We start from the raw sequence: 16999 nt of genomic DNA, 5'->3' as shown, positions 1-16999 counted from the left end.
AAAATTGAGTCTGCACCTTGTCGGGAGGATAGAGGGTGGCGGATAATAAACGCAATGACGCCGGAAAACGGGTCGCATCGGGAGGATTTAGGCATGGATATTCAAACACTGTTCGGACTGGAGGGAAAAGTGGCCTTGGTCACAGGCGGTGCTACTGGCATTGGCCGTATGGCTGCGGAGGCGCTGATGCGGGCGGGGGCAACGGTATTGATTGCTTCGCGCAAGGGTGAGGCCTGTGAGGCCGTGGCCACAGAGTTGAATGCATTGGGGGCCTCGGGGCGGGTGATCGGTTTTGCGGGTGATGTAGGTACGCCTGAAGGTGTCGATGCGCTGGTCGGCGCGGTGCAGGCCCATACTGACAGGCTTGATATATTGATGAACAACGCGGGCATCACTTGGGGTGCACCATTGGGGGATTTTCCGTTCAAGGCATGGGAAAAGGTTATGAATGTGAATGTGGCGGGCCTGTTTGACCTGACGCAGAAATTACTGCCGATGTTGCGCGCCGGTGGCACAGTCGATGATCCCGCACGTGTTGTGAATGTCGGCTCTGTCATGGGGGAGCGAGAAATGGGTGATGGTGCCTATAGCTATTCTGCCTCCAAGGCGGCGGTAATTCACCTGAGCAAGATTTTGGCCAAAGAGCTGGCAGGGGATGCAATCACTGTAAACGCGTTGGCGCCGGGGCCGTTTGTGAGCCGGATGACCGCCTTTGCGACACATGATGAAGAGATGCGCGTCAAGGTAGGCGGAGATGTCCCGCTCAAGCGCGTAGGCCGTGACGAGGATATCGGCGGTTGCATGTTGTTCCTGTGCGGGCGCGGTGGGGCCTATGTCACGGGTGCAGTGATCCCTGTTTCCGGCGGGATCAACGTTATGTCGGGCCCGAATATATTTGAGCAGGCATTGCACTGATGGCGGGGCTGATGCTCGACGAGGGGGCGGTTCAATCCTACCTCAAGCAGCGCCTGCCGGGGTTCGAGGGGGCGATGACAGCTACCAAGTTTCAGGGCGGCCAGTCCAACCCGACGTTCCTGCTCAGGACAGCTACCCATGCCTATGTGCTGCGGCGTAAGCCGTCTGGTGCGCTGTTGAAATCGGCGCATGCCGTGGATCGCGAGTTTCGGGTGCAAAGCGCGCTGCAAGGCTCGGATGTGCCTGTGGCGCGGATGCATCTGCTGTGTGAGGATGAAAGCGTTATCGGGTCGATGTTTTATATTATGGACCATGTGTCGGGGCGTAATTTCAGCGAACCCCGGATGGCAGAGTTGGACAATACCGACCGCAAGGCCGTAATATCGGAAATGAACCGCGTGCTGGCGGCGCTGCACGGTGTCGATATCAATGCGGCCGGTCTTGCTGACTATGGCCCCGAGGGCAATTATTTCGAGCGGCAAGTGGCGCGGTGGTCCAAACAATATCGCGCGTCCGAAACCCAAAGTATCCCAGACATGGACCGGTTGATGGATGCGCTGGCCGCCCAGCGGCCCGAAGATGACGGGCAGCGCACGCTTGTGCATGGTGACTTCCGGATCGATAATATGATTTTTGACAGTGCAGGTACGGATTGTCTTGCGGTGCTGGATTGGGAGTTGTCGACCATTGGTCATCCCTTTGCGGATCTGGCGGCTGTGATCATGCAATGGCAACTCCCGGCAGGCACCGAAGGGCGCGGTATGGGAGGGTTGGACCGTGCCGCGCTTGGCCTGCCACGGGATGACGCGTTTATTGCCGACTACTGCGCGCGGCGGGGGCTGAACGGGATTGACCATTTCGGCTATTATCTGGGCTTCACCTTTTTCCGGATGGCGGCGATTATTCAGGGCGTGTTAAAACGTGCGATAGACGGCAATGCGTCCAATCCGGAACATGCGATGAAGCTGGGCACCTATGTACCGGTGTTCGCGCAACACGGGCTGGATGCGCTGAAACGAGGTTGAGTATGGAAGAGTTTGGTCAGAACCTCGAAGGCAAGGACCGTAATTTTGTCACGGCCCTTGCGCGGGGCCTTGAGATTTTGCGCTGTTTCCGGCGGGATGATGTATCGCTGACCAACAGTGATTTCTCCGAACGTACGGGTCTGCCCAAGGCCACAGTGTCACGGTTGACCCATACGCTTTGCCAGCTTGATTATCTCGTGCCGGACAGCCGTGTGGGGACTTACCGGCTGGGCGCGGGGGTTCTGCGGCTGGGTTTCGCGCGGTTGGCGGCCATCGACATCCGCGAACGCGCCAAGAGCGAAATGAAGACCCTGCGCGCCGAGGGGCCCAATCCGTTTGTCAGTCTGGCCTTGGGTGAGCAGCACCGTACCGAAGTGATCTATCTTGCCACTGAAAATTCGACTGAACAGGTTGCGTTGATGATGGGTGTGGGTGGCCGTATGCCGTTGTTCCGGTCGGCTATTGGAAAGGCAATCCTTGCCGCAACCCCGCCAGAACGCTGTGAACAGATATTTGTCTTTGCCCGCAACGAAGGTGCCCAAATCGAACAAGCCGCCCGCGCCTGCCACAAAGAGGCTGTGCAGGAGTTCGAGACCCACGGATTTTGCACTGGCTATGGTCAGTGGCGGTCGGATGTGAACGGGATTGCAGTGCCGGTTTATGCATTGAATGACGGGCGTATTTACGGGCTGAACGCCGGTGGCCCCGCCTTTCGGGTCAAGCGCAAGCAGCTTGAGGCATCTTATGCCGGTCGCTTGATCGAGGCGGCCGAGGTCCTAAGTCTGCGTCATGAGCAGGCTCCGGCATAGCGGGAATGATCCATGATCCGGGCGGGCTTGGCTGCGGTGTCGGGTAAAAGGCTTGAGGTTTGGATCAAAAAGCGATTGTTGGGTAGGGACATTGACTGCATGGTGCGCTGTGGCCCTGTGTCGGGTATCATACGCGTTGATTTTCTTGTCGCCTTTGCAAATGCACAGGCCAATTTCTGAGGTCCCTTCATGAGCACTGCCGCCGATCAATTACTGGACCTTCTGGATATCGAACAGCTCGAGGTGGATCTGTTTCGAGGCATCGGATCAGGAGGCGAGACATCCATGCGCATCTTTGGCGGTCACGTGATCGCTCAGGCGTTGATGGCGGCCTACCGAACGGTGCCGGACCGTCTTTGCCATTCTTTGCATGCGTATTTCATCCGGCCCGGTGATCCGGATGTTCCGGTTATCTATCAAGTGGACCGTGCCCGTGACGGGGGGAGCTTTACCACCCGCCGCGTTGTGGCGGTTCAGCATGGTAAGCAGATATTTAACCTATCCGCGTCTTTTCACATCGACGAGGAAGGCTGGGATTACCAGCACCCGATGCCAAAGGTCGACAGCCCAGAGCAATGGCCCAATCGCGATGCGCTGCGCATAGCGCAGGTGGACAAGATACCGGCCGAATACCGGTCGGATTTCCTGCGGGAGCGCCCGATCGAGCTGCGCGAAATTGCGCCGCGCGATTTCTTTACCCCCGAGAAAACAACTGACCGCAATCAGCTCTGGTTCCGAATGGAGGCCGCAAAGGGGCAGGGGCCGCAGATGCAGCACTGTTTGCTGGCCTATGCCTCGGATATGAACCTGCTTGGATCTTCGCTGCGTCCGCATGGCCTGACATGGTTTCAGGGCAGCGTCATGAGTGCGAGCCTTGACCACGCAATGTGGTTCCATGCCCCTATCGATTTCAGCGATTGGCATCTGTATGATCTGGATGCCCCTTGGACGGGAAAGGCCCGCGGATTTAACCGCGGGGCCATGTATAGTGCCGACGGCACTTTGGTTGCCAGCGTTGCCCAAGAAGGTCTGGTTCGCCCTCTCAAGAAACGCTGAGTTCGGGTCTTTGGTTATGTGGCGTTAGCCAAAGACAAAGAAGCAAAGCTTGTTATTGTCGGCGTCGCGCACATAGGCACCGTAGAATTGATCGGGAATACGCTGGCCGGGTTCACCTTCATCGGTTGCGCCCAATTCGATCGCACGGGCATACATGGCATCAACCTGTGGTTTTTCGTCCATGCCAAAGGCAACCATCGTGCCGTTGCCCGGCTGTGGATCGTTCTTGTCGAATGGCTCACAAACGGCAAGCATTGGACCGCCTTTATCTGTGCTTACAAAGGCAATGCGGCCGACATCCATTGCAACTTTGCCGCCCTGCTCCGCAAACAGATCGCAGTAGAATTTCTTTGCTTTCTCGATGTCTTTGACGCCGATTGTAGTGTAGCCGATCATAGTCTTTTCCTATCTTTCGATTGGGCCGAAGCGACGGTTTAGCTTGCGCATTCCGCCGATCCAGCGGCCGTAGTTGCTGGTTTTATGACGCATGTAGGTCTCTACTTCTTTATGCGGCAAGATTAGAAACCCCTCTTCACGGATTGTTGTGACACAGGCATCCGCGACAGGACCGGGTTCCATCATACCGTCAATGGCAGCGACATGATCCTCAAGGTCGCGGGTCATCTCCGTGCGGACGGCTTGGGGGCATAGCACCGAAACCTTGATGCCCAGATCGCCATAGCTGAGCGCCAGCCATTCAGCGAGGCCAACAGCCGCATGTTTGGTCACGCCGTAAGGGGCTGAACCGATCTGGTTAAGCAGGCCAGCTGCGGAGGCGGTATTCAGCAGGTAGCCCCCACCGCGGGCTGACATAAGGGGGACCAGATGGCGTGCAGCCCAGACATGGGCCATTACATTAATGTCCCAAATGCGCTGCCAGTCGTCGTCTTCCACCTCCACACCGCCGTCAATCATAATACCGGCGTTGGAGCAGAACAGGTCGATTGGCCCTGCTTCTTCCTCGACCTTATCGATCATGTCTGTGATCTGTGCCTTGACCGAAACATCCACGTGGTATGCTGTCCCGCCTACGATATCTGCCGTTTCCTGCGCGCCTGCGAGGTCGCGGTCTACGCAGGCAATATGTGCAGGCTCTTCCTTGGCAAAGCGTTGGCACATGGCCCGCCCAATACCCGAAGCGGCCCCTGTCACGACGATGATCTTGCCTTGAAGCTCCATCTGTCAGCCCCGCCTTGTGCGCCCTGTCGCAATTTCGCTGCGTGCTGCTGTGGTTCGGGCGTTGCTTTGCTGGTATTCTTTGACCTCGTTGCGGGCGATGACGTGATGGTGGACCTCGTCAGGGCCATCCGCATAACGCAGCGTGCGCTGGGCGGTATACATCCCCGACAAAGGCGACCATTGGGAGATCCCCGTGGCACCGTGCACCTGCATGGCCTGATCAATGATATCACAGACCTGCTCGGGCACTTTTGCCTTGATCATACTCACCCAGATGCGCGCTTCTTTATTGCCCAGCACATCCATTGCTTTGGCTGCTTTGAGGACCAGCAGACGCATGGATTCGATTTCGATCTTGGCACGCGAGATGGTTTCCATGTTCTTGCCCAGATTGATGATCTTCTTGCCAAAGGCTTCGCGTGACAGGCCGCGTTCAATCATCAGGTCCAGCGCCTTTTCGGCCGCGCCAATGGAGCGCATACAGTGGTGTATCCGGCCTGGTCCAAGCCGCACTTGCGAGATTTCAAAGCCGCGACCCTCCCCCCACAAGATATTGCTTTCGGGTACGCGCACGTTGGTGAATTTGATATGCATATGGCCGTGCGGGGCGTCGTCATGACCAAAAACATGCATGGGGCCGACAATCTCTACCCCCGGCGTGTCGATGGGCACAAGGATTTGGGATTGTTGACGAAACGGCTCTGCGGCGGGCGAAGTTTTGACCATGGTAATCATGATTTTACAGCGCGGATCACCTGCGCCGGAGATGTAGTATTTTTCCCCGTTGATGACCCACTCGCCATTCTCGAGCACCGCCGACGTCGAGATATTCTTGGCATCCGATGACGCCATATCCGGCTCGGTCATCGCGAATGCGCTACGGATTTCCCCGGCAAGCAGGGGGGTGAGCCATTGTTCTTTTTGCTGAGGGGTGCCGATACGCTCCAGTACCTCCATATTGCCTGTGTCGGGCGCATTGCAGTTCAATGTCTCGGGGGCCAGCGGGCTTTTGCCCAGCTCGGCAGCGATATAGGCATAATCGAGATTGCTAAGGCCTTCACCGGTTTCAGCGTTGGGCAGGAAGAAATTCCAAAGCCCTGCATCGCGTGCTTTTTGTTTGGCCTCTTCCAATAGCTCAAGCTGACCGGGCGCATAGGACCAGCGGTCTGCGCGGCCCTCACCGAGGCGAAAAAACTCATCCGTCATCGGGTCCACGTTTTCACGGATATGTTTGATGACTGCGGCCAGCAATAGCTTGGCCTTTTCGGACATGGCAAGATTGTTCATTTCCATTGGCGTGTCGGGCATTGGATGCCTCCTGAGTTATTGGTTCACCCATTCGGGTTTGCGTTTCTCGACAAAAGCGTTGACGCCTTCATTCAAACCCATGTTCCTGCTCGACCCGGCGATGGCCGCGCAGTTGCGCTGTGCAGAGTTTGTTGTGTTGCTCATCTGAAGCTTCCCGACCCTCCCAAGTCAGCGGTGCCACAGGTCGTTGCATGACGATCACGGCGTGCTTTCAAAGCAGACTAGGCTCAAAGCTGCGATCTGCCAATACCGCAGTGCAGAACCTCATTTCGCAAAATGGGTAGCAGGTGAGGGGGTGGGTTTGGCGCTTTGATCAATGTGGTGTAGCTGGCAAATTTTTAAGGTGTTTACGCATTGTTGACAGGAACCACCGCATGGTGGTGGGGGCGGGTTGGTGCCGGTGCCATTGGCGGCTTTTCCAACTGTGTCTTCTGCGTCTCTAGTCGCACGATATTGTGTATTCCCCGTATACGTGGCGTGGCTAGTATCGTATTTGTACGTAACCCTTGCGGCCTTTACGGTTTTGGCCGCTTTTACCGGAGTTCTCTTAATGCGTTTGTTTCTTGCTTCTTGCCTGACTGTGGCAGCTTTTGCCGCTGCTTTGCCCGCTGCGGCGCAGGAACGCTCGCTTAGTTTTTCTTTGCGTGTTGGCGCTTCGGCTATTCCCGACTACCCCGGTTCGGACGATTTTGAAGCAGCACCTGATATCGGTTTTACCTTTGGCTCCCTGAAGTTCGGCGGCATTAACCTTGGTGAAGGTGCACGTGCTGCGCCGAAAAACGGCTTTTCCATCAGCCCTGCCTTTCGCGTGATCGGTGATCGCGATTCCGATGACAGCTCTGATCTGGAAGGTCTGGATGATATCGACACAGCAGTCGAACTCGGCTTGCGGGCAAAATATCAAGAGACCGATTGGATGATCTATGCTGAAGCGCGCAGAGGTGTAACCGGTCACAGCGGCTTTACCGGTACGGTGGGCGCTGATTTTATCTTTCGCCCAAGTGAACGCTGGTTGTTCACTGCAGGTCCGCGGATGAGCTTTGGCGATGATGAATTTGCAGATACCTATTTTGGTGTGCCAACAGGTGGCACTGCAAACTTTGACAGCTTTGATGCCGATGGTGGCATTCTGGGTGGTGGCCTTGAGGTGACCGGTTCCTACTTCATCAACGACAAGTGGGCGGTTGAAGGGGCGGTAAGCTATGAGAAGCTGCTCAACGATGCAGGCGACAGCCCCATCACGCGCAGCGGCTCTGACGATCAATTCCGGGTGCGCCTTGGCATCTCGCGGGTCTTCAACCTGAACTTCTAAGACATCCGGCCAGATCGCGTTTGTCGGTCTGGTTGATGATTTGCCCTAGATTGCATAGTAGTCACGATACCACTTCACAAATTCTACCACGCCGTCTTTTACGGGGGTATGCGGCACATACCCGGTGAGTGATTTAAGCAGGCTGGCATCTGCCCAGGTGGCAGGCACATCACCGGGCTGCATAGGCATCATGTTCATTTCTGCATCCATGCCTGTAGCACTCTCAATCGCCTTGATGAAATCAAGCAGCGGAATGGCGTCGGAATTGCCGATATTCACAACACGGTAAGGGGCCACGGGCGACAGGCTGTCGTTGGGGTGTTTGCCTTGCGCGGTGCTGGGGTCGGGCACGGCGTCAATGAGCAGCATAATCGCCTTCACCAGATCGGTGATATAGGTGAAGTCGCGGCGCATATGTCCGTGGTTGTAGACGTCTATCGGACGCCCTTCCAATATCCGTGAGGTGAATTTATGCGGGGCCATGTCGGGACGTCCCCACGGGCCGTAAACAGTAAAGAATCTGAACATCGTGATGGGCAGTGAGAACAGATGCGCATAGCTATGTGCGATGTTCTCGCTTGATTTCTTAGTCGCCGCATAAAGCGACATTTGATGATCCGCCTGCATATCTTCGCGGTAGGGCATCTGGCTATTGGCACCGTATGCCGACGAGCTGGAGGCCATAAGCATATGCGCAGGCGAATGCGCGCGTGCGGCTTCGAGTAGCTGCAATGTCCCGCCGAGGTTGGTTTGAAAATAGGACATCGGATTTTCGAGGGAATACCGCACACCGGCCTGAGCGGCCAAATGCACCACAAGCGCAGGTTTGTGCGCGGCAAACAGATCAGCCAGCAGCCCTTGTTGCTGGATTTCACCTTTGACGTTGGTGAACCCGTCTTGAGCAAGCAGCAGGTCAAGGCGCGCTTGTTTCAGCGTGACATCGTAATAATCGCTCATGCTGTCGACACCAACCACACGCCATCCCGCATCAAGAAGCGCTTGCGCGACGAAATAGCCGATAAAGCCGGATGAGCCTGTGACAAGGGCAGTTTTCATCGGAAGGTCCTTTGATGTCGCGTGTGTTGCCTAGCGTTATACCGTTGGAGGGAGGGCGCTCAACCGGCAAAGCGATCACGGGTGATTTGCGTGGATCACGTCACCGGCATAGAGCAATAGTGAAAGTAGGGCCCTAGCCTTGCGGCATCCGGCACCGCCGCGTACATCACGTGCAGGCCGAACCATATGGAAAGAGAGCCATGCCTGATCAGATTGTTGCCAGTGATACGATCCTTGCCACCGCAGCGCAGGTGCTAGAGCAGGAGGGCAGTGCGCTTGTCCGGATGGCGCAGAACCTGCCAGATGATTTTGTTGCAGCGGTCCATAGTATTCTGGGGATTAAGGGCCGCATCATTCTATCGGGGATTGGCAAGTCGGGTCACATTGCCCGCAAAATCGCCGCAACCTTGGCCTCGACGGGGACGCCTGCGTATTTTGTGCATCCCGCCGAGGCGAGTCATGGCGACCTTGGGATGGTGACACAGGACGATCTGTGTCTGTTGCTGTCCAATTCCGGCGAGACATCCGAACTGGGTGATCTGATCAACCACACCCGCCGCTTTTCGATCCCCATGATCGGGATGAGCAGCAAACCAGACAGCACATTGATGCGCGCGGCCGATCTGCGGCTGACCCTGCCGCAAGAGCCTGAGGCGGGCAGTGGCATCGCGCCGACCACGTCGACAACGATGGCGCTTGCCTTGGGGGATGCGCTGGCGATGGCTTTGATGGAGCAGCGCGGGTTTTTGTCCGAGCATTTTCGCACCTATCATCCGGGTGGCAAGCTGGGTGCGCAGTTGGCGCTGGTGCATCAGCTGATGCATGATGCGGATTCTATGGCGGTCGTGGCACCTGAGACAGACATGCAAGAGACCATGCTCAAAATGGGTGAAAAGGGTTTCGGCCTTGCCTGCGTGATCGAGGATGGCAAGCTTTTGGGGGTGATCTCGGACGGGGATTTGCGCCGCAATATTCAATATCTGGGGACGCGCAACGCCGGTGAAGTCGCCACGCGCAACCCCAAGACGGTCCCGACCGATATGTTCGCCGCCAAAGCGCTTGCCGTGATGAATGACAATAAGATCACCGTTCTTGTGGTGGTAGATGATACAGGCAGGCCCGTCGGGTTGTTGCGTGTGAATGATTGCTTGCGCGCAGGAGTCGCTTAATGAAAACTGTTATCGTAATTCCCGCCCGCTATGCCTCGACCCGCTATCCCGGCAAGCCGCTGGTCACGCTAACGGGCCATGATGGCATCGCAAAATCATTGATCGAACGGAGCTGGAACGCCGCGATGGCGGTGAAGGGCGTAGACGGTGTGTTTGTCGCCACAGATGATGACCGCATTAAGCAGGCTGCCGAAGCATTTGGCGCACAGGTTATTATGACCTCCGAAAGCTGTGAAAACGGGACTGCCCGCTGCGCCGAGGCAGCACTTGCTGGCGCGTTTGAGGCTGATCTGGTTGTGAACCTGCAAGGGGACGCGCCGCTGACACCGGCGTGGTTTGTCGAAGACCTGATCGCGGCCATGGCTGCTGCACCCGATGCGCCGGTGGCCACGCCTGTCGTGAAATGTGATGCGGAAACCTATGCGCATTTTCGCGCGGATCGCGCCGCAGGATTGGTTGGCGGCACAACGGCTGTATTCGACCGCAACAACCGCGCACTCTATTTCAGCAAGGAAGTGCTGCCCTATATCGCGCCGGCAAAGGAAGCTGATGCCGCGGGCGAAGTGTTCCACCACGTTGGCCTATATGCGTACCGGCCCGCTGCCCTAGCGGAATATGCGACATGGTCAGAGGGGCGGCTCGAGCGCCACGAGGGGTTGGAGCAGCTTCGGTTTCTCGAGAACGGCACAGATATTCTATGCGTTGAGGTCGAAGGCCGGGGTCGCGTGTTTTGGGAGCTTAACAACCCCGGCGATGTCGAGCGGATCGAATCCATCCTGAAGGCCGATCTTTAAAAGATCGCCTCAGGGCTCAGCTCAACTCGTGCAGCCATGGCGGGTTGGCCCCTGCGCGTGAGACAGTAACCGCCGCCACCTTTGCGCCAAGGCGCAGTGCCGCCTGGATGTCGTCGGCGGCAAGGTTTTTGATCCCGTCTTTTTTCAGCAGGCCTTCTTTTGACAGATGAGCCAGAAAACCGGAATTGAAAGTATCGCCCGCGCCAACGGTGTCGGCGACCTGAACTTTTTCAATGGGCACTTCGACAATTTCGTTTTCACCAAACACAGCGCAGGCACCGTCGCTGCCTCGGGTGAGGACAACAATGCTGGGACCGGCACCGCGCAAGCTGGCTGCTTTTTCCAGATGGCTTGCAGGTCCGGGCACCAACCAATCCAGATCAACGTCTGAGACCTTGAGAATATCAACAACCGCGATCAGCTTTTCGAGCCGCGCGCGGTAAGCTGCCTCATCCTTAATGAAATTGGCTCTGATGTTCGGGTCACATACGATAACCCGCTGCGCGCTTTCACGCTGGGCAAGGGCGACATAGAAATCGGCTGCGGGCGCGTTAATCAGACTGATGCCACCAAAGTACATTGCATCTGCTGTGTCAGGCACGTCAGGCAGGGCGTTCGGGTCCAACATACGGCCAGCGGTGTTTTCATCGTAGAAAACATAAGATGCCTGACCGTCCTCAAGCTCGACAAAGGCGAGGGTTGTGGGCCGGTCCGAGCGGATCAGCAGGTCAGTGGCCACGCGGCTTTCTTCGAGGCGAGTCGCAAGAATTTTGCCGAACAGATCATTGGATACGCCCGACAGAAAGCTTGCCTTGACGCTCAACCGGCCAAGCCCGATGGCCGTGTTGAAGACTGCGCCACCTGCATGGGGCGTAAGGCTTTGACCTGCCTCGGCATCCCCTGTGGGAATCATATCAATAAGGGCTTCGCCACAACACACAATCATTTGGTCGCCTTTCAAAAGCACAATGCGGATAGGGTGAACCCTTTATAGCAGTGTGGCTGTTAGCGCAATCAGTGCTACGTGTCGCTTACATCTCGAATTTTGCGCATCCGGTGAGTGCCGCAAGGTCGTCATTGATGGTCCAGATCGGTATATGAGGGTGCAACAGGCTGCTGGCATTGCGCTCAAAAGCCCGCATGCAGGGGCCAGCGGCGACAGACATGAGTGAACGCGCCACACTTCCAGCAAGGTAGATCCCCGCGGATGGCATATAAGCCAATGATAATTCCCGCAGCAGTATGCCCAGAAGCGCGGCGTAATGGTCGACGACAACAGCGATTTTGGTATCGCCGTAGGCCGCGATGATGGCAGGGCCGGTGAGATCGGGCTGGCCCGTCATATGGCGGACAAAGTTGCTCAGGCCGCCGCCTGAAAACAGGCTCTCGACCGTGGGGAAGGTCTCTGGTGCAAGCGCAAGTGCGCCAAGTTGCGCTGAAATACTGTATGGCATGGCGATATGGCCTGCCTCTACGGCGGGGCAGATTACCTGATGCGCGCTACGCAAAACCGGACTGACGTTGAACCCTGTGCCCATACCTACGACAAGCGATTGTGAAACAGCGCTTTGTTTCGGGTTTCCTGATTTGATCAGTTTCAGCTGGTCATCGCGCAGTTCTGGGGCGGCATACCCCAGCGCGGTAAGGTCATTCAAAAGCCGCACATTCGGTGCGCCGATCAGGGCGGCCAACTGCGCCGCCTCCACGGACCAGTGAAAGTTGGTGAGCTCGGCATGGTCTGCATGCACAGGTCCCGCGACGGCCACGACGGCTTCGGAAATCTGGGGGCGTGCGTGGTGAGATAGAAAATCAGCGATTAGGGCATAAAGGCTGTCCCAATCAGCGTTTACATATTGCCGTGTACTGCCGTCGATAACCTGCCCGCTTTCGCTCAGTGCAAGGCGGGAATTGGTCCCGCCAATATCTGCAATGAGGCGCATTTAGAGGTTTTTTAGCGCAATATAGGCCTCACGGTAGCGGGCGTGCGTATCGGTGAAGGCCGCTGTAAGGGTTGTGTCGGGATCAATTGTGCGCGCAATTGGCGGCATGCTTGCCACTTCGAGGCCGGCACCGGTTGCGGCCATAATCGCCAAACGGGCAGCCCCCAATGCGGCGCCAAAATCACCGTCTTTCGGAAGCATCAACGGGATGCCAAGAGTCGTGGCCAGCACATGCAGCCAGTAGTTCGATTTTGCGCCGCCGCCCATGGCAATGGCCCGCTCGATTGTGGTGCCGGTTGAGCGGAGCGCGGCATGGCAATCGGCAAAGGCAAATGCGACCCCTTCAAGCACGGCACGGGTAGCTTGGCGCGCATCGGTGTTGTGATCGAGGTGCAGGAATTGCCCGCGTATCTGCGTGTCATTATGCGGTGTCCTCTCTCCCCCCAGATAGGGGAGGAAAAGCGTCCGCTGGGGGGCGGTGAGATCGCCCAAATCTGAAGTAAGCTCTGCTGCGGTCTGACCGGTAAGACGTGCCAGCCATTGCAGCGCATCCGTGGCGGCAAGGATCACGCCCATCTGGTGCCAGGTATCGGGCACCGCATGGCAGAAGGTATGCACCGCACTGGTGGCATCCGGTTGGTAGGCATCGCTGGCGGCAAATAGCACACCCGAAGTGCCCAGCGAGATAAAGGCATCGCCCTTGGCCACAACGCCAGCCCCAATCGCAGAGGCCGCATTATCGCCGCCGCCGCCAGCCACGATCACGCCTTTGGGCAGCCCCCATTGCTGTGCCAAGGCATCCCGTAAGGTGCCTGAGACCTCAGAGCCTTCAACAAGGCGGGGCATCTGACTGCGCTCCAGCCCTGTTGCAGCCAGCAGATCATCGGACCAGTTGCGGGCGGCCACATCAAGCCAGCTGGTGCCAGCGGCATCCGACATTTCTGCCACGTGCTCCCCTGTTAGGGTCAGGCGGAGGTAGTCTTTGGGCAGTAAAACCTTAGCGATCTGGTCGAACAGTTGCGGTTCATGGTTCTTGGCCCATGCCACTTTGGGGGCGGTGAAACCGGCAAAGACGATATTGCCTGAGACATCCCTGAATTGTGGGTCCGCATCCATCTTTGCCGCCTCGGTGCTGGCGCGGGTGTCATTCCACAAAATGCAGGGCCGCAGAACATTGTCCGCGGCATCCAGCATCGTGGCCCCGTGCATGTGCCCCGAAAGGCCAATGCCGCGCACATCACTAAGATCGTGCTGTGCCCGCAGTGCTTTCATCGCCGTATCGGTGGCGGTGACCCAATCCGCTGGTGCCTGTTCCGACCAGCCAGCCTGCGGGCGGGCACCGCTGAGTGGCACGCTATGCTCGGCCAGCACTTTCTGATCGGCATCAATGAGCACTGCCTTCAGCGATGATGTGCCAAGATCCAGACCGATAAAGCTCATACAGTTGCCTTTGGTTTTTTGCCCAGAAAAGTCATTGATGGAATGTCCTAACGGCGGCCGTCAAAAGTCTGCACCGTGATGCCCGCTGTCTCTAGCGCGCCACGCACGGACTGCGCGATTTGCACTGCGGTTGGTGTGTCACCATGCAGGCAAATGGTATCAATCGCGGTCGGAATCTGTTTGCCGGACTCGGTGATGATCGCACCGGCTTTTACCATTTCGACCATGCGCTTACCTGCGCGCACAGGATCATGGATCACGGCGCCTTCTATGCTGCGATCAACCAATGTTGCATCGTCATTATAGGCGCGGTCGGCGAAAATCTCTCCGGCCCACGAACAGCCAAGCTCTTGAACGGCTTGCTGCTGCGCGGTTGAGCTAAGCACCATGATAATCAAATCAGGCGCGACAGATAGGGCGGCCTCGTACAGATCACGGGCCAGCACAGGGTCTTCGGAGGCCATGTTGGCCAATGCGCCATGCAGTTTCAAATGCCGGACCTGTGCGCCGGCACTGCGTGCCATGCCGGTGCTGGCCGCCACCTGATAGCGGACCTGGTTCTGTAGTGTGGCGCGTGGCACGGACATGCGGTTGCGCCCAAAGCCTGCGATATCCATGAAGCCGGGGTGTGCGCCGATGCCGACGTTTCCGTCATGCGCCAATGCCATCGTCGCCGCCATCACATCGGCATCACCTGCATGCCCCCCGCAGGCGATATTGGCTGAGGTCACGGTGCGCAAAAGCGCTGCATCATCGCCCATGCGCCATGCACCAAAGCTTTCGCCCATATCGGCGTTCAAATCTACTCGCATGTTATGTCTCCTGTTCGAAAGGGTCCGAGGTGGCAGAGGTCACGCCACTGATCAATTGGTAGGACAGCAGGTCCTTGATGGTTGCCGGGTCGCGCAGCAATGGCGTGATTGCAGATTTCAGCGCGTCACGGGCGGTTGTGGCGCGTTGCTCGATCTGGCGGGCTTCGTCAAAGGGGATGAATTGAAACGAAATGGGCGCACCGGTCGGTGCCTGAGCGACCCGCGCCATATCGCAGGGGAGTACGGTCCCGATGCGGGGATAGCCGCCGGTGGTCTGACATTCGCACATCAGGACAAAGGGTGCACCGTCGCCTGTGATCTGGATATCGCCCGAGACAATCACATCCGACACGATGGTCAGCTGGCCTGCCGCTTCGAAAGGGGCACCATCATGATCCATCCGCACGCCCATGCGGTTCGCGCGGGCGTCACGGCGAAATGCAGTAGAGGTAAACCGTTCCTGCGTCGCGCTGTCGAACTGATCTGTTTGCATCGACGGAGTGATGCGGATCGTACCGCCGCCAAAGCGGTCATCAATTGGCAAGACCATCCCGACGGTATCGCCAACATCATTCCCGACAGGCAAAGTATCACCAGCAGCGAGCGCGGCTCCAAGTCCGGCGCTTAGATGCGCGCCGCGGGCCCCCATCATAACGGCGGTGTCAAAGCCGCCACCGACATGTAAATAACCATAGGTACCTGTCCGGATGCCGCCGATATTGAGCGTTGCGCCGGCAGGCAACAGATGGCTTGCGTTCCACGCCAGCGGTACGCCGTCCAGCGTGGCAGTCATTGGTGCGCCTGTCAGGGCGATGCGGACGTCTGCCGTGGCGCGAAAGCTACCGCCCATGCCGACCATCTCGAGCGCGGCCAGATCGGGCGATTGGCCAAGCAGCGCAGCCCCCTCGAACAGCGCCAGCACGTCGGCGGCCCCGCCGCGGGTCATGCCCTGAGCCAGAAAACCGGGACGGCCCATGTCTTGTACGGTCATGGAAGGGCCGCAGGATAGAACTTCAAGAACCGCACTCATGACAAAATCTCCCGCTGTGCGCCGCCATTGCCGCTGGTATCGCTTTGTTGGATGCGCGCGTATTCCGCAGCACTGACCGAGCGGAAGCAAATCTCGTCCCCGGGTGAGAGGGCGATGGGCGTATCGCTATCGGGACGAAAGTTGCGGAATGCGGTCTGGCCCACATGGCGCCAACCGGTAGGGGTCGCGTTGGTAAAAACAATGAGTTGCCGGATTGCAACCACAAGTGCGCCGGCGGGCACCGATTGGGTTAGTGCTTGTTGACGGGGGATGTTCCAATGGGGTGGCAGCTCTCCGGTGTAGGGTTGGCCGGGGGCGAAGCCCAGCGTAAGCACGCGCATCCGGGCCTCTGACAGCTCGGCGATTGCGGTCTCGGGCGAGACACCAGCAGCTTCGGCGGCCTCTTCTAATTGGGGGCCTGCGTCGGTGCCGTAGAGTGCGGGGATCTCCCAAAAGGTCCTGCCCGCGGGCAGGGGGCTTTCGAGCCAGTTCCGGGTTTCCAGCAGGGCCTGCAATTTCTCGACAAGTGGCTCGGGGGCACAGGCGGCCAGATCAACGCTGATAAAAGTCGAGACAAGCGATGTGGATGTTTCGCGCACTTCCGGCCAGTTGTGCGCATCGACTGCGGCGCGAAATGCGATAGCGGCACGGTTGGCAGGTTCGCTCATGTCGGTGCCGAATTGCACGAGCAGGCCGGATAAGCCTACGTAACGGATACGGGGGAGTTCAGCCATAATGCAAAACCTTGTTGCAGAGTTTAGAGAGCGGGTGTCGGGTGAAAGTAGCAAAGGCACCACCCTGATAAAAGGCAGCCCGGGAAGTGGATCCGGGTCTGGCCATGGCTGGTGGCTGGCCGGTATTTTGCGACGTAAGGTGTAGGGATTGTGTCGTCATCAGCGATAGCAGTTTGCTTGGGCTAGGATCATTGAGGCCTCCTTTGCGGCAGAAAGACCAGACAGTCGAGGCAAAGGCAATGGGGCTTTCGGTGATAGGGTGGATTGCTTTGAACAGCGCCTGATTGATGAGGGCAACAGCCGCGAAATAACGCAGTTCTGTGCGCTAGGGGTGCATTTTGTTCGACAGCAAAAGGTAAAGAGGCTGGGCGTCTGGTTCTGCTGAAATGGCTGAGCCAGTGCCAGTGGCTGACAGATTCT

At 57.7% G+C, this 16999-nt stretch carries 19 protein-coding genes; 8 read left to right on the top strand and 11 right to left on the bottom strand.

All coding sequences use genetic code 11. From position 1 onward, the window contains the following. The first annotated feature begins 93 nt into the window (after window positions 1–93). Genes ABJM03_RS15185 through ABJM03_RS15165 form a run of 5 tightly spaced genes read left to right on the top strand, consistent with a single transcriptional unit; the run spans window position 94 to window position 3805 of the window. Entirely contained in the window at window positions 94–915 is an 822-nt protein-coding gene (locus ABJM03_RS15185) for an SDR family NAD(P)-dependent oxidoreductase (RefSeq protein ID WP_348418690.1), read from the top strand. Beyond that, window positions 915–1940, top strand: a complete 1026-nt coding sequence (locus ABJM03_RS15180; RefSeq protein ID WP_348418689.1) for a phosphotransferase family protein — start codon at window positions 915–917, stop codon at window positions 1938–1940. The genes ABJM03_RS15185 and ABJM03_RS15180 overlap by 1 nt, the downstream gene beginning before the upstream one ends. A 2-nt stretch (window positions 1941–1942) precedes the next feature. Continuing rightward, on the top strand, window positions 1943–2749 hold the full coding sequence (locus ABJM03_RS15175; protein WP_348418688.1) for an IclR family transcriptional regulator: 807 nt from the start codon (window positions 1943–1945) through the stop codon (window positions 2747–2749). A 12-nt stretch (window positions 2750–2761) separates the two neighbouring features. Continuing rightward, complete coding sequence (locus ABJM03_RS15170) at window positions 2762–2929, top strand: hypothetical protein (RefSeq protein ID WP_348418687.1); 168 nt, start codon at window positions 2762–2764, stop codon at window positions 2927–2929. Between the two features lie 9 nt (window positions 2930–2938). Beyond that, window positions 2939–3805, top strand: a complete 867-nt coding sequence (locus tag ABJM03_RS15165; protein ID WP_348418686.1) for an acyl-CoA thioesterase II — start codon at window positions 2939–2941, stop codon at window positions 3803–3805. A 24-nt stretch (window positions 3806–3829) separates the two neighbouring features. On the opposite strand, the gene ABJM03_RS15160 is transcribed toward ABJM03_RS15165, so the two are convergent. The 4 genes from ABJM03_RS15160 to ABJM03_RS15145 are packed head-to-tail and all read right to left on the bottom strand — an operon-like array spanning window position 3830 to window position 6436. After that, window positions 3830–4201 carry a VOC family protein gene (locus tag ABJM03_RS15160; RefSeq protein ID WP_348418685.1) on the bottom strand — a complete coding sequence of 124 codons (372 nt, stop codon included), beginning with the start codon at window positions 4199–4201 and terminating at the stop codon, window positions 3830–3832. Window positions 4202–4210: 9 nt separating this feature from the next. Further along, window positions 4211–4984 (bottom strand): SDR family oxidoreductase, encoded by a 774-nt coding sequence (locus ABJM03_RS15155; RefSeq protein ID WP_348418684.1) that lies wholly within the window; start codon window positions 4982–4984, stop codon window positions 4211–4213. A gap of 3 nt (window positions 4985–4987) precedes the next feature. Then, window positions 4988–6271 (bottom strand): acyl-CoA dehydrogenase family protein, encoded by a 1284-nt coding sequence (locus tag ABJM03_RS15150; protein ID WP_348419147.1) that lies wholly within the window; start codon window positions 6269–6271, stop codon window positions 4988–4990. A 36-nt stretch (window positions 6272–6307) separates the two neighbouring features. Next, a complete protein-coding gene (locus ABJM03_RS15145) occupies window positions 6308–6436 on the bottom strand; it encodes a hypothetical protein (protein ID WP_348418683.1) in 129 nt (42 codons plus the stop codon). A 406-nt stretch (window positions 6437–6842) separates the two neighbouring features. Between ABJM03_RS15145 and ABJM03_RS15140 the strand changes: the two genes are divergently transcribed. Next, complete coding sequence (locus tag ABJM03_RS15140; RefSeq protein ID WP_348418682.1) at window positions 6843–7604, top strand: MipA/OmpV family protein; 762 nt, start codon at window positions 6843–6845, stop codon at window positions 7602–7604. Between the two features lie 45 nt (window positions 7605–7649). Here ABJM03_RS15140 and ABJM03_RS15135 read toward each other — a convergent pair whose 3' ends face one another. Beyond that, window positions 7650–8660 (bottom strand): NAD-dependent epimerase/dehydratase family protein, encoded by a 1011-nt coding sequence (locus ABJM03_RS15135; protein WP_348418681.1) that lies wholly within the window; start codon window positions 8658–8660, stop codon window positions 7650–7652. Between the two features lie 200 nt (window positions 8661–8860). Here ABJM03_RS15135 and ABJM03_RS15130 point away from each other — a divergent pair, with 200 nt between their 5' ends. Next, window positions 8861–9829: a KpsF/GutQ family sugar-phosphate isomerase gene (locus tag ABJM03_RS15130; RefSeq protein WP_348418680.1), complete on the top strand. Its 969-nt coding sequence runs from the start codon at window positions 8861–8863 to the stop codon at window positions 9827–9829. Then, window positions 9829–10623, top strand: coding sequence for a manno-octulosonate cytidylyltransferase (locus tag ABJM03_RS15125; RefSeq protein ID WP_348418679.1), 795 nt, complete (start codon window positions 9829–9831; stop codon window positions 10621–10623). Before ABJM03_RS15130 ends, ABJM03_RS15125 begins: the two co-directional genes overlap by 1 nt. A 16-nt stretch (window positions 10624–10639) precedes the next feature. Here ABJM03_RS15125 and ABJM03_RS15120 read toward each other — a convergent pair whose 3' ends face one another. The 6 genes from ABJM03_RS15120 to ABJM03_RS15095 all read right to left on the bottom strand — a co-directional run bounded on the left by ABJM03_RS15120 (window position 10640) and on the right by ABJM03_RS15095 (window position 16579). Next, window positions 10640–11569, bottom strand: a complete 930-nt coding sequence (locus tag ABJM03_RS15120; protein ID WP_348418678.1) for a carbohydrate kinase — start codon at window positions 11567–11569, stop codon at window positions 10640–10642. Between the two features lie 85 nt (window positions 11570–11654). Then, window positions 11655–12563: a glucokinase gene (locus ABJM03_RS15115; RefSeq protein ID WP_348418677.1), complete on the bottom strand. Its 909-nt coding sequence runs from the start codon at window positions 12561–12563 to the stop codon at window positions 11655–11657. Next, window positions 12564–14003, bottom strand: coding sequence for a xylulokinase (gene xylB / locus ABJM03_RS15110; RefSeq protein WP_348418676.1), 1440 nt, complete (start codon window positions 14001–14003; stop codon window positions 12564–12566). 47 nt (window positions 14004–14050) lie between these two features. Beyond that, entirely contained in the window at window positions 14051–14815 is a 765-nt protein-coding gene (locus tag ABJM03_RS15105; protein ID WP_348418675.1) for a 5-oxoprolinase subunit PxpA, read from the bottom strand. A gap of 1 nt (window position 14816) precedes the next feature. Then, on the bottom strand, window positions 14817–15845 hold the full coding sequence (locus ABJM03_RS15100; protein WP_348418674.1) for a biotin-dependent carboxyltransferase family protein: 1029 nt from the start codon (window positions 15843–15845) through the stop codon (window positions 14817–14819). Further along, window positions 15842–16579, bottom strand: coding sequence for an allophanate hydrolase subunit 1 (locus ABJM03_RS15095; RefSeq protein ID WP_348418673.1), 738 nt, complete (start codon window positions 16577–16579; stop codon window positions 15842–15844). The genes ABJM03_RS15100 and ABJM03_RS15095 overlap by 4 nt, the downstream gene beginning before the upstream one ends. Between the last annotated feature and the right edge of the window lie 420 nt (window positions 16580–16999).

The sequence above is a fragment of the Sulfitobacter sp. genome, from assembly GCF_039977885.1.
Taxonomy (GTDB): domain Bacteria; phylum Pseudomonadota; class Alphaproteobacteria; order Rhodobacterales; family Rhodobacteraceae; genus Sulfitobacter.
The sequence above is the reverse complement of the archived record's forward strand: the minus strand, read 5'-3'. Positions and strand labels throughout refer to the sequence as shown.

Coding starts and splice junctions, on each gene's coding strand:
- ABJM03_RS15155 (WP_348418684.1), bottom strand. CDS start 4,984: ATGGAGCTTCAAGGCAAGATCATCGTCGTGACAGGGGCCGCTTCGGGT.
- ABJM03_RS15135 (WP_348418681.1), bottom strand. CDS start 8,660: ATGAAAACTGCCCTTGTCACAGGCTCATCCGGCTTTATCGGCTATTTC.
- ABJM03_RS15125 (WP_348418679.1), top strand. CDS start 9,829: ATGAAAACTGTTATCGTAATTCCCGCCCGCTATGCCTCGACCCGCTAT.
- xylB (WP_348418676.1), bottom strand. CDS start 14,003: ATGAGCTTTATCGGTCTGGATCTTGGCACATCATCGCTGAAGGCAGTG.
- ABJM03_RS15105 (WP_348418675.1), bottom strand. CDS start 14,815: ATGCGAGTAGATTTGAACGCCGATATGGGCGAAAGCTTTGGTGCATGG.
- ABJM03_RS15140 (WP_348418682.1), top strand. CDS start 6,843: ATGCGTTTGTTTCTTGCTTCTTGCCTGACTGTGGCAGCTTTTGCCGCT.
- ABJM03_RS15120 (WP_348418678.1), bottom strand. CDS start 11,569: ATGATTGTGTGTTGTGGCGAAGCCCTTATTGATATGATTCCCACAGGG.
- ABJM03_RS15150 (WP_348419147.1), bottom strand. CDS start 6,271: ATGAACAATCTTGCCATGTCCGAAAAGGCCAAGCTATTGCTGGCCGCA.
- ABJM03_RS15170 (WP_348418687.1), top strand. CDS start 2,762: ATGATCCGGGCGGGCTTGGCTGCGGTGTCGGGTAAAAGGCTTGAGGTT.
- ABJM03_RS15115 (WP_348418677.1), bottom strand. CDS start 12,563: ATGCGCCTCATTGCAGATATTGGCGGGACCAATTCCCGCCTTGCACTG.
- ABJM03_RS15185 (WP_348418690.1), top strand. CDS start 94: ATGGATATTCAAACACTGTTCGGACTGGAGGGAAAAGTGGCCTTGGTC.
- ABJM03_RS15100 (WP_348418674.1), bottom strand. CDS start 15,845: ATGAGTGCGGTTCTTGAAGTTCTATCCTGCGGCCCTTCCATGACCGTA.
- ABJM03_RS15130 (WP_348418680.1), top strand. CDS start 8,861: ATGCCTGATCAGATTGTTGCCAGTGATACGATCCTTGCCACCGCAGCG.
- ABJM03_RS15180 (WP_348418689.1), top strand. CDS start 915: ATGGCGGGGCTGATGCTCGACGAGGGGGCGGTTCAATCCTACCTCAAG.
- ABJM03_RS15160 (WP_348418685.1), bottom strand. CDS start 4,201: ATGATCGGCTACACTACAATCGGCGTCAAAGACATCGAGAAAGCAAAG.
- ABJM03_RS15145 (WP_348418683.1), bottom strand. CDS start 6,436: ATGAGCAACACAACAAACTCTGCACAGCGCAACTGCGCGGCCATCGCC.
- ABJM03_RS15165 (WP_348418686.1), top strand. CDS start 2,939: ATGAGCACTGCCGCCGATCAATTACTGGACCTTCTGGATATCGAACAG.
- ABJM03_RS15095 (WP_348418673.1), bottom strand. CDS start 16,579: ATGGCTGAACTCCCCCGTATCCGTTACGTAGGCTTATCCGGCCTGCTC.
- ABJM03_RS15175 (WP_348418688.1), top strand. CDS start 1,943: ATGGAAGAGTTTGGTCAGAACCTCGAAGGCAAGGACCGTAATTTTGTC.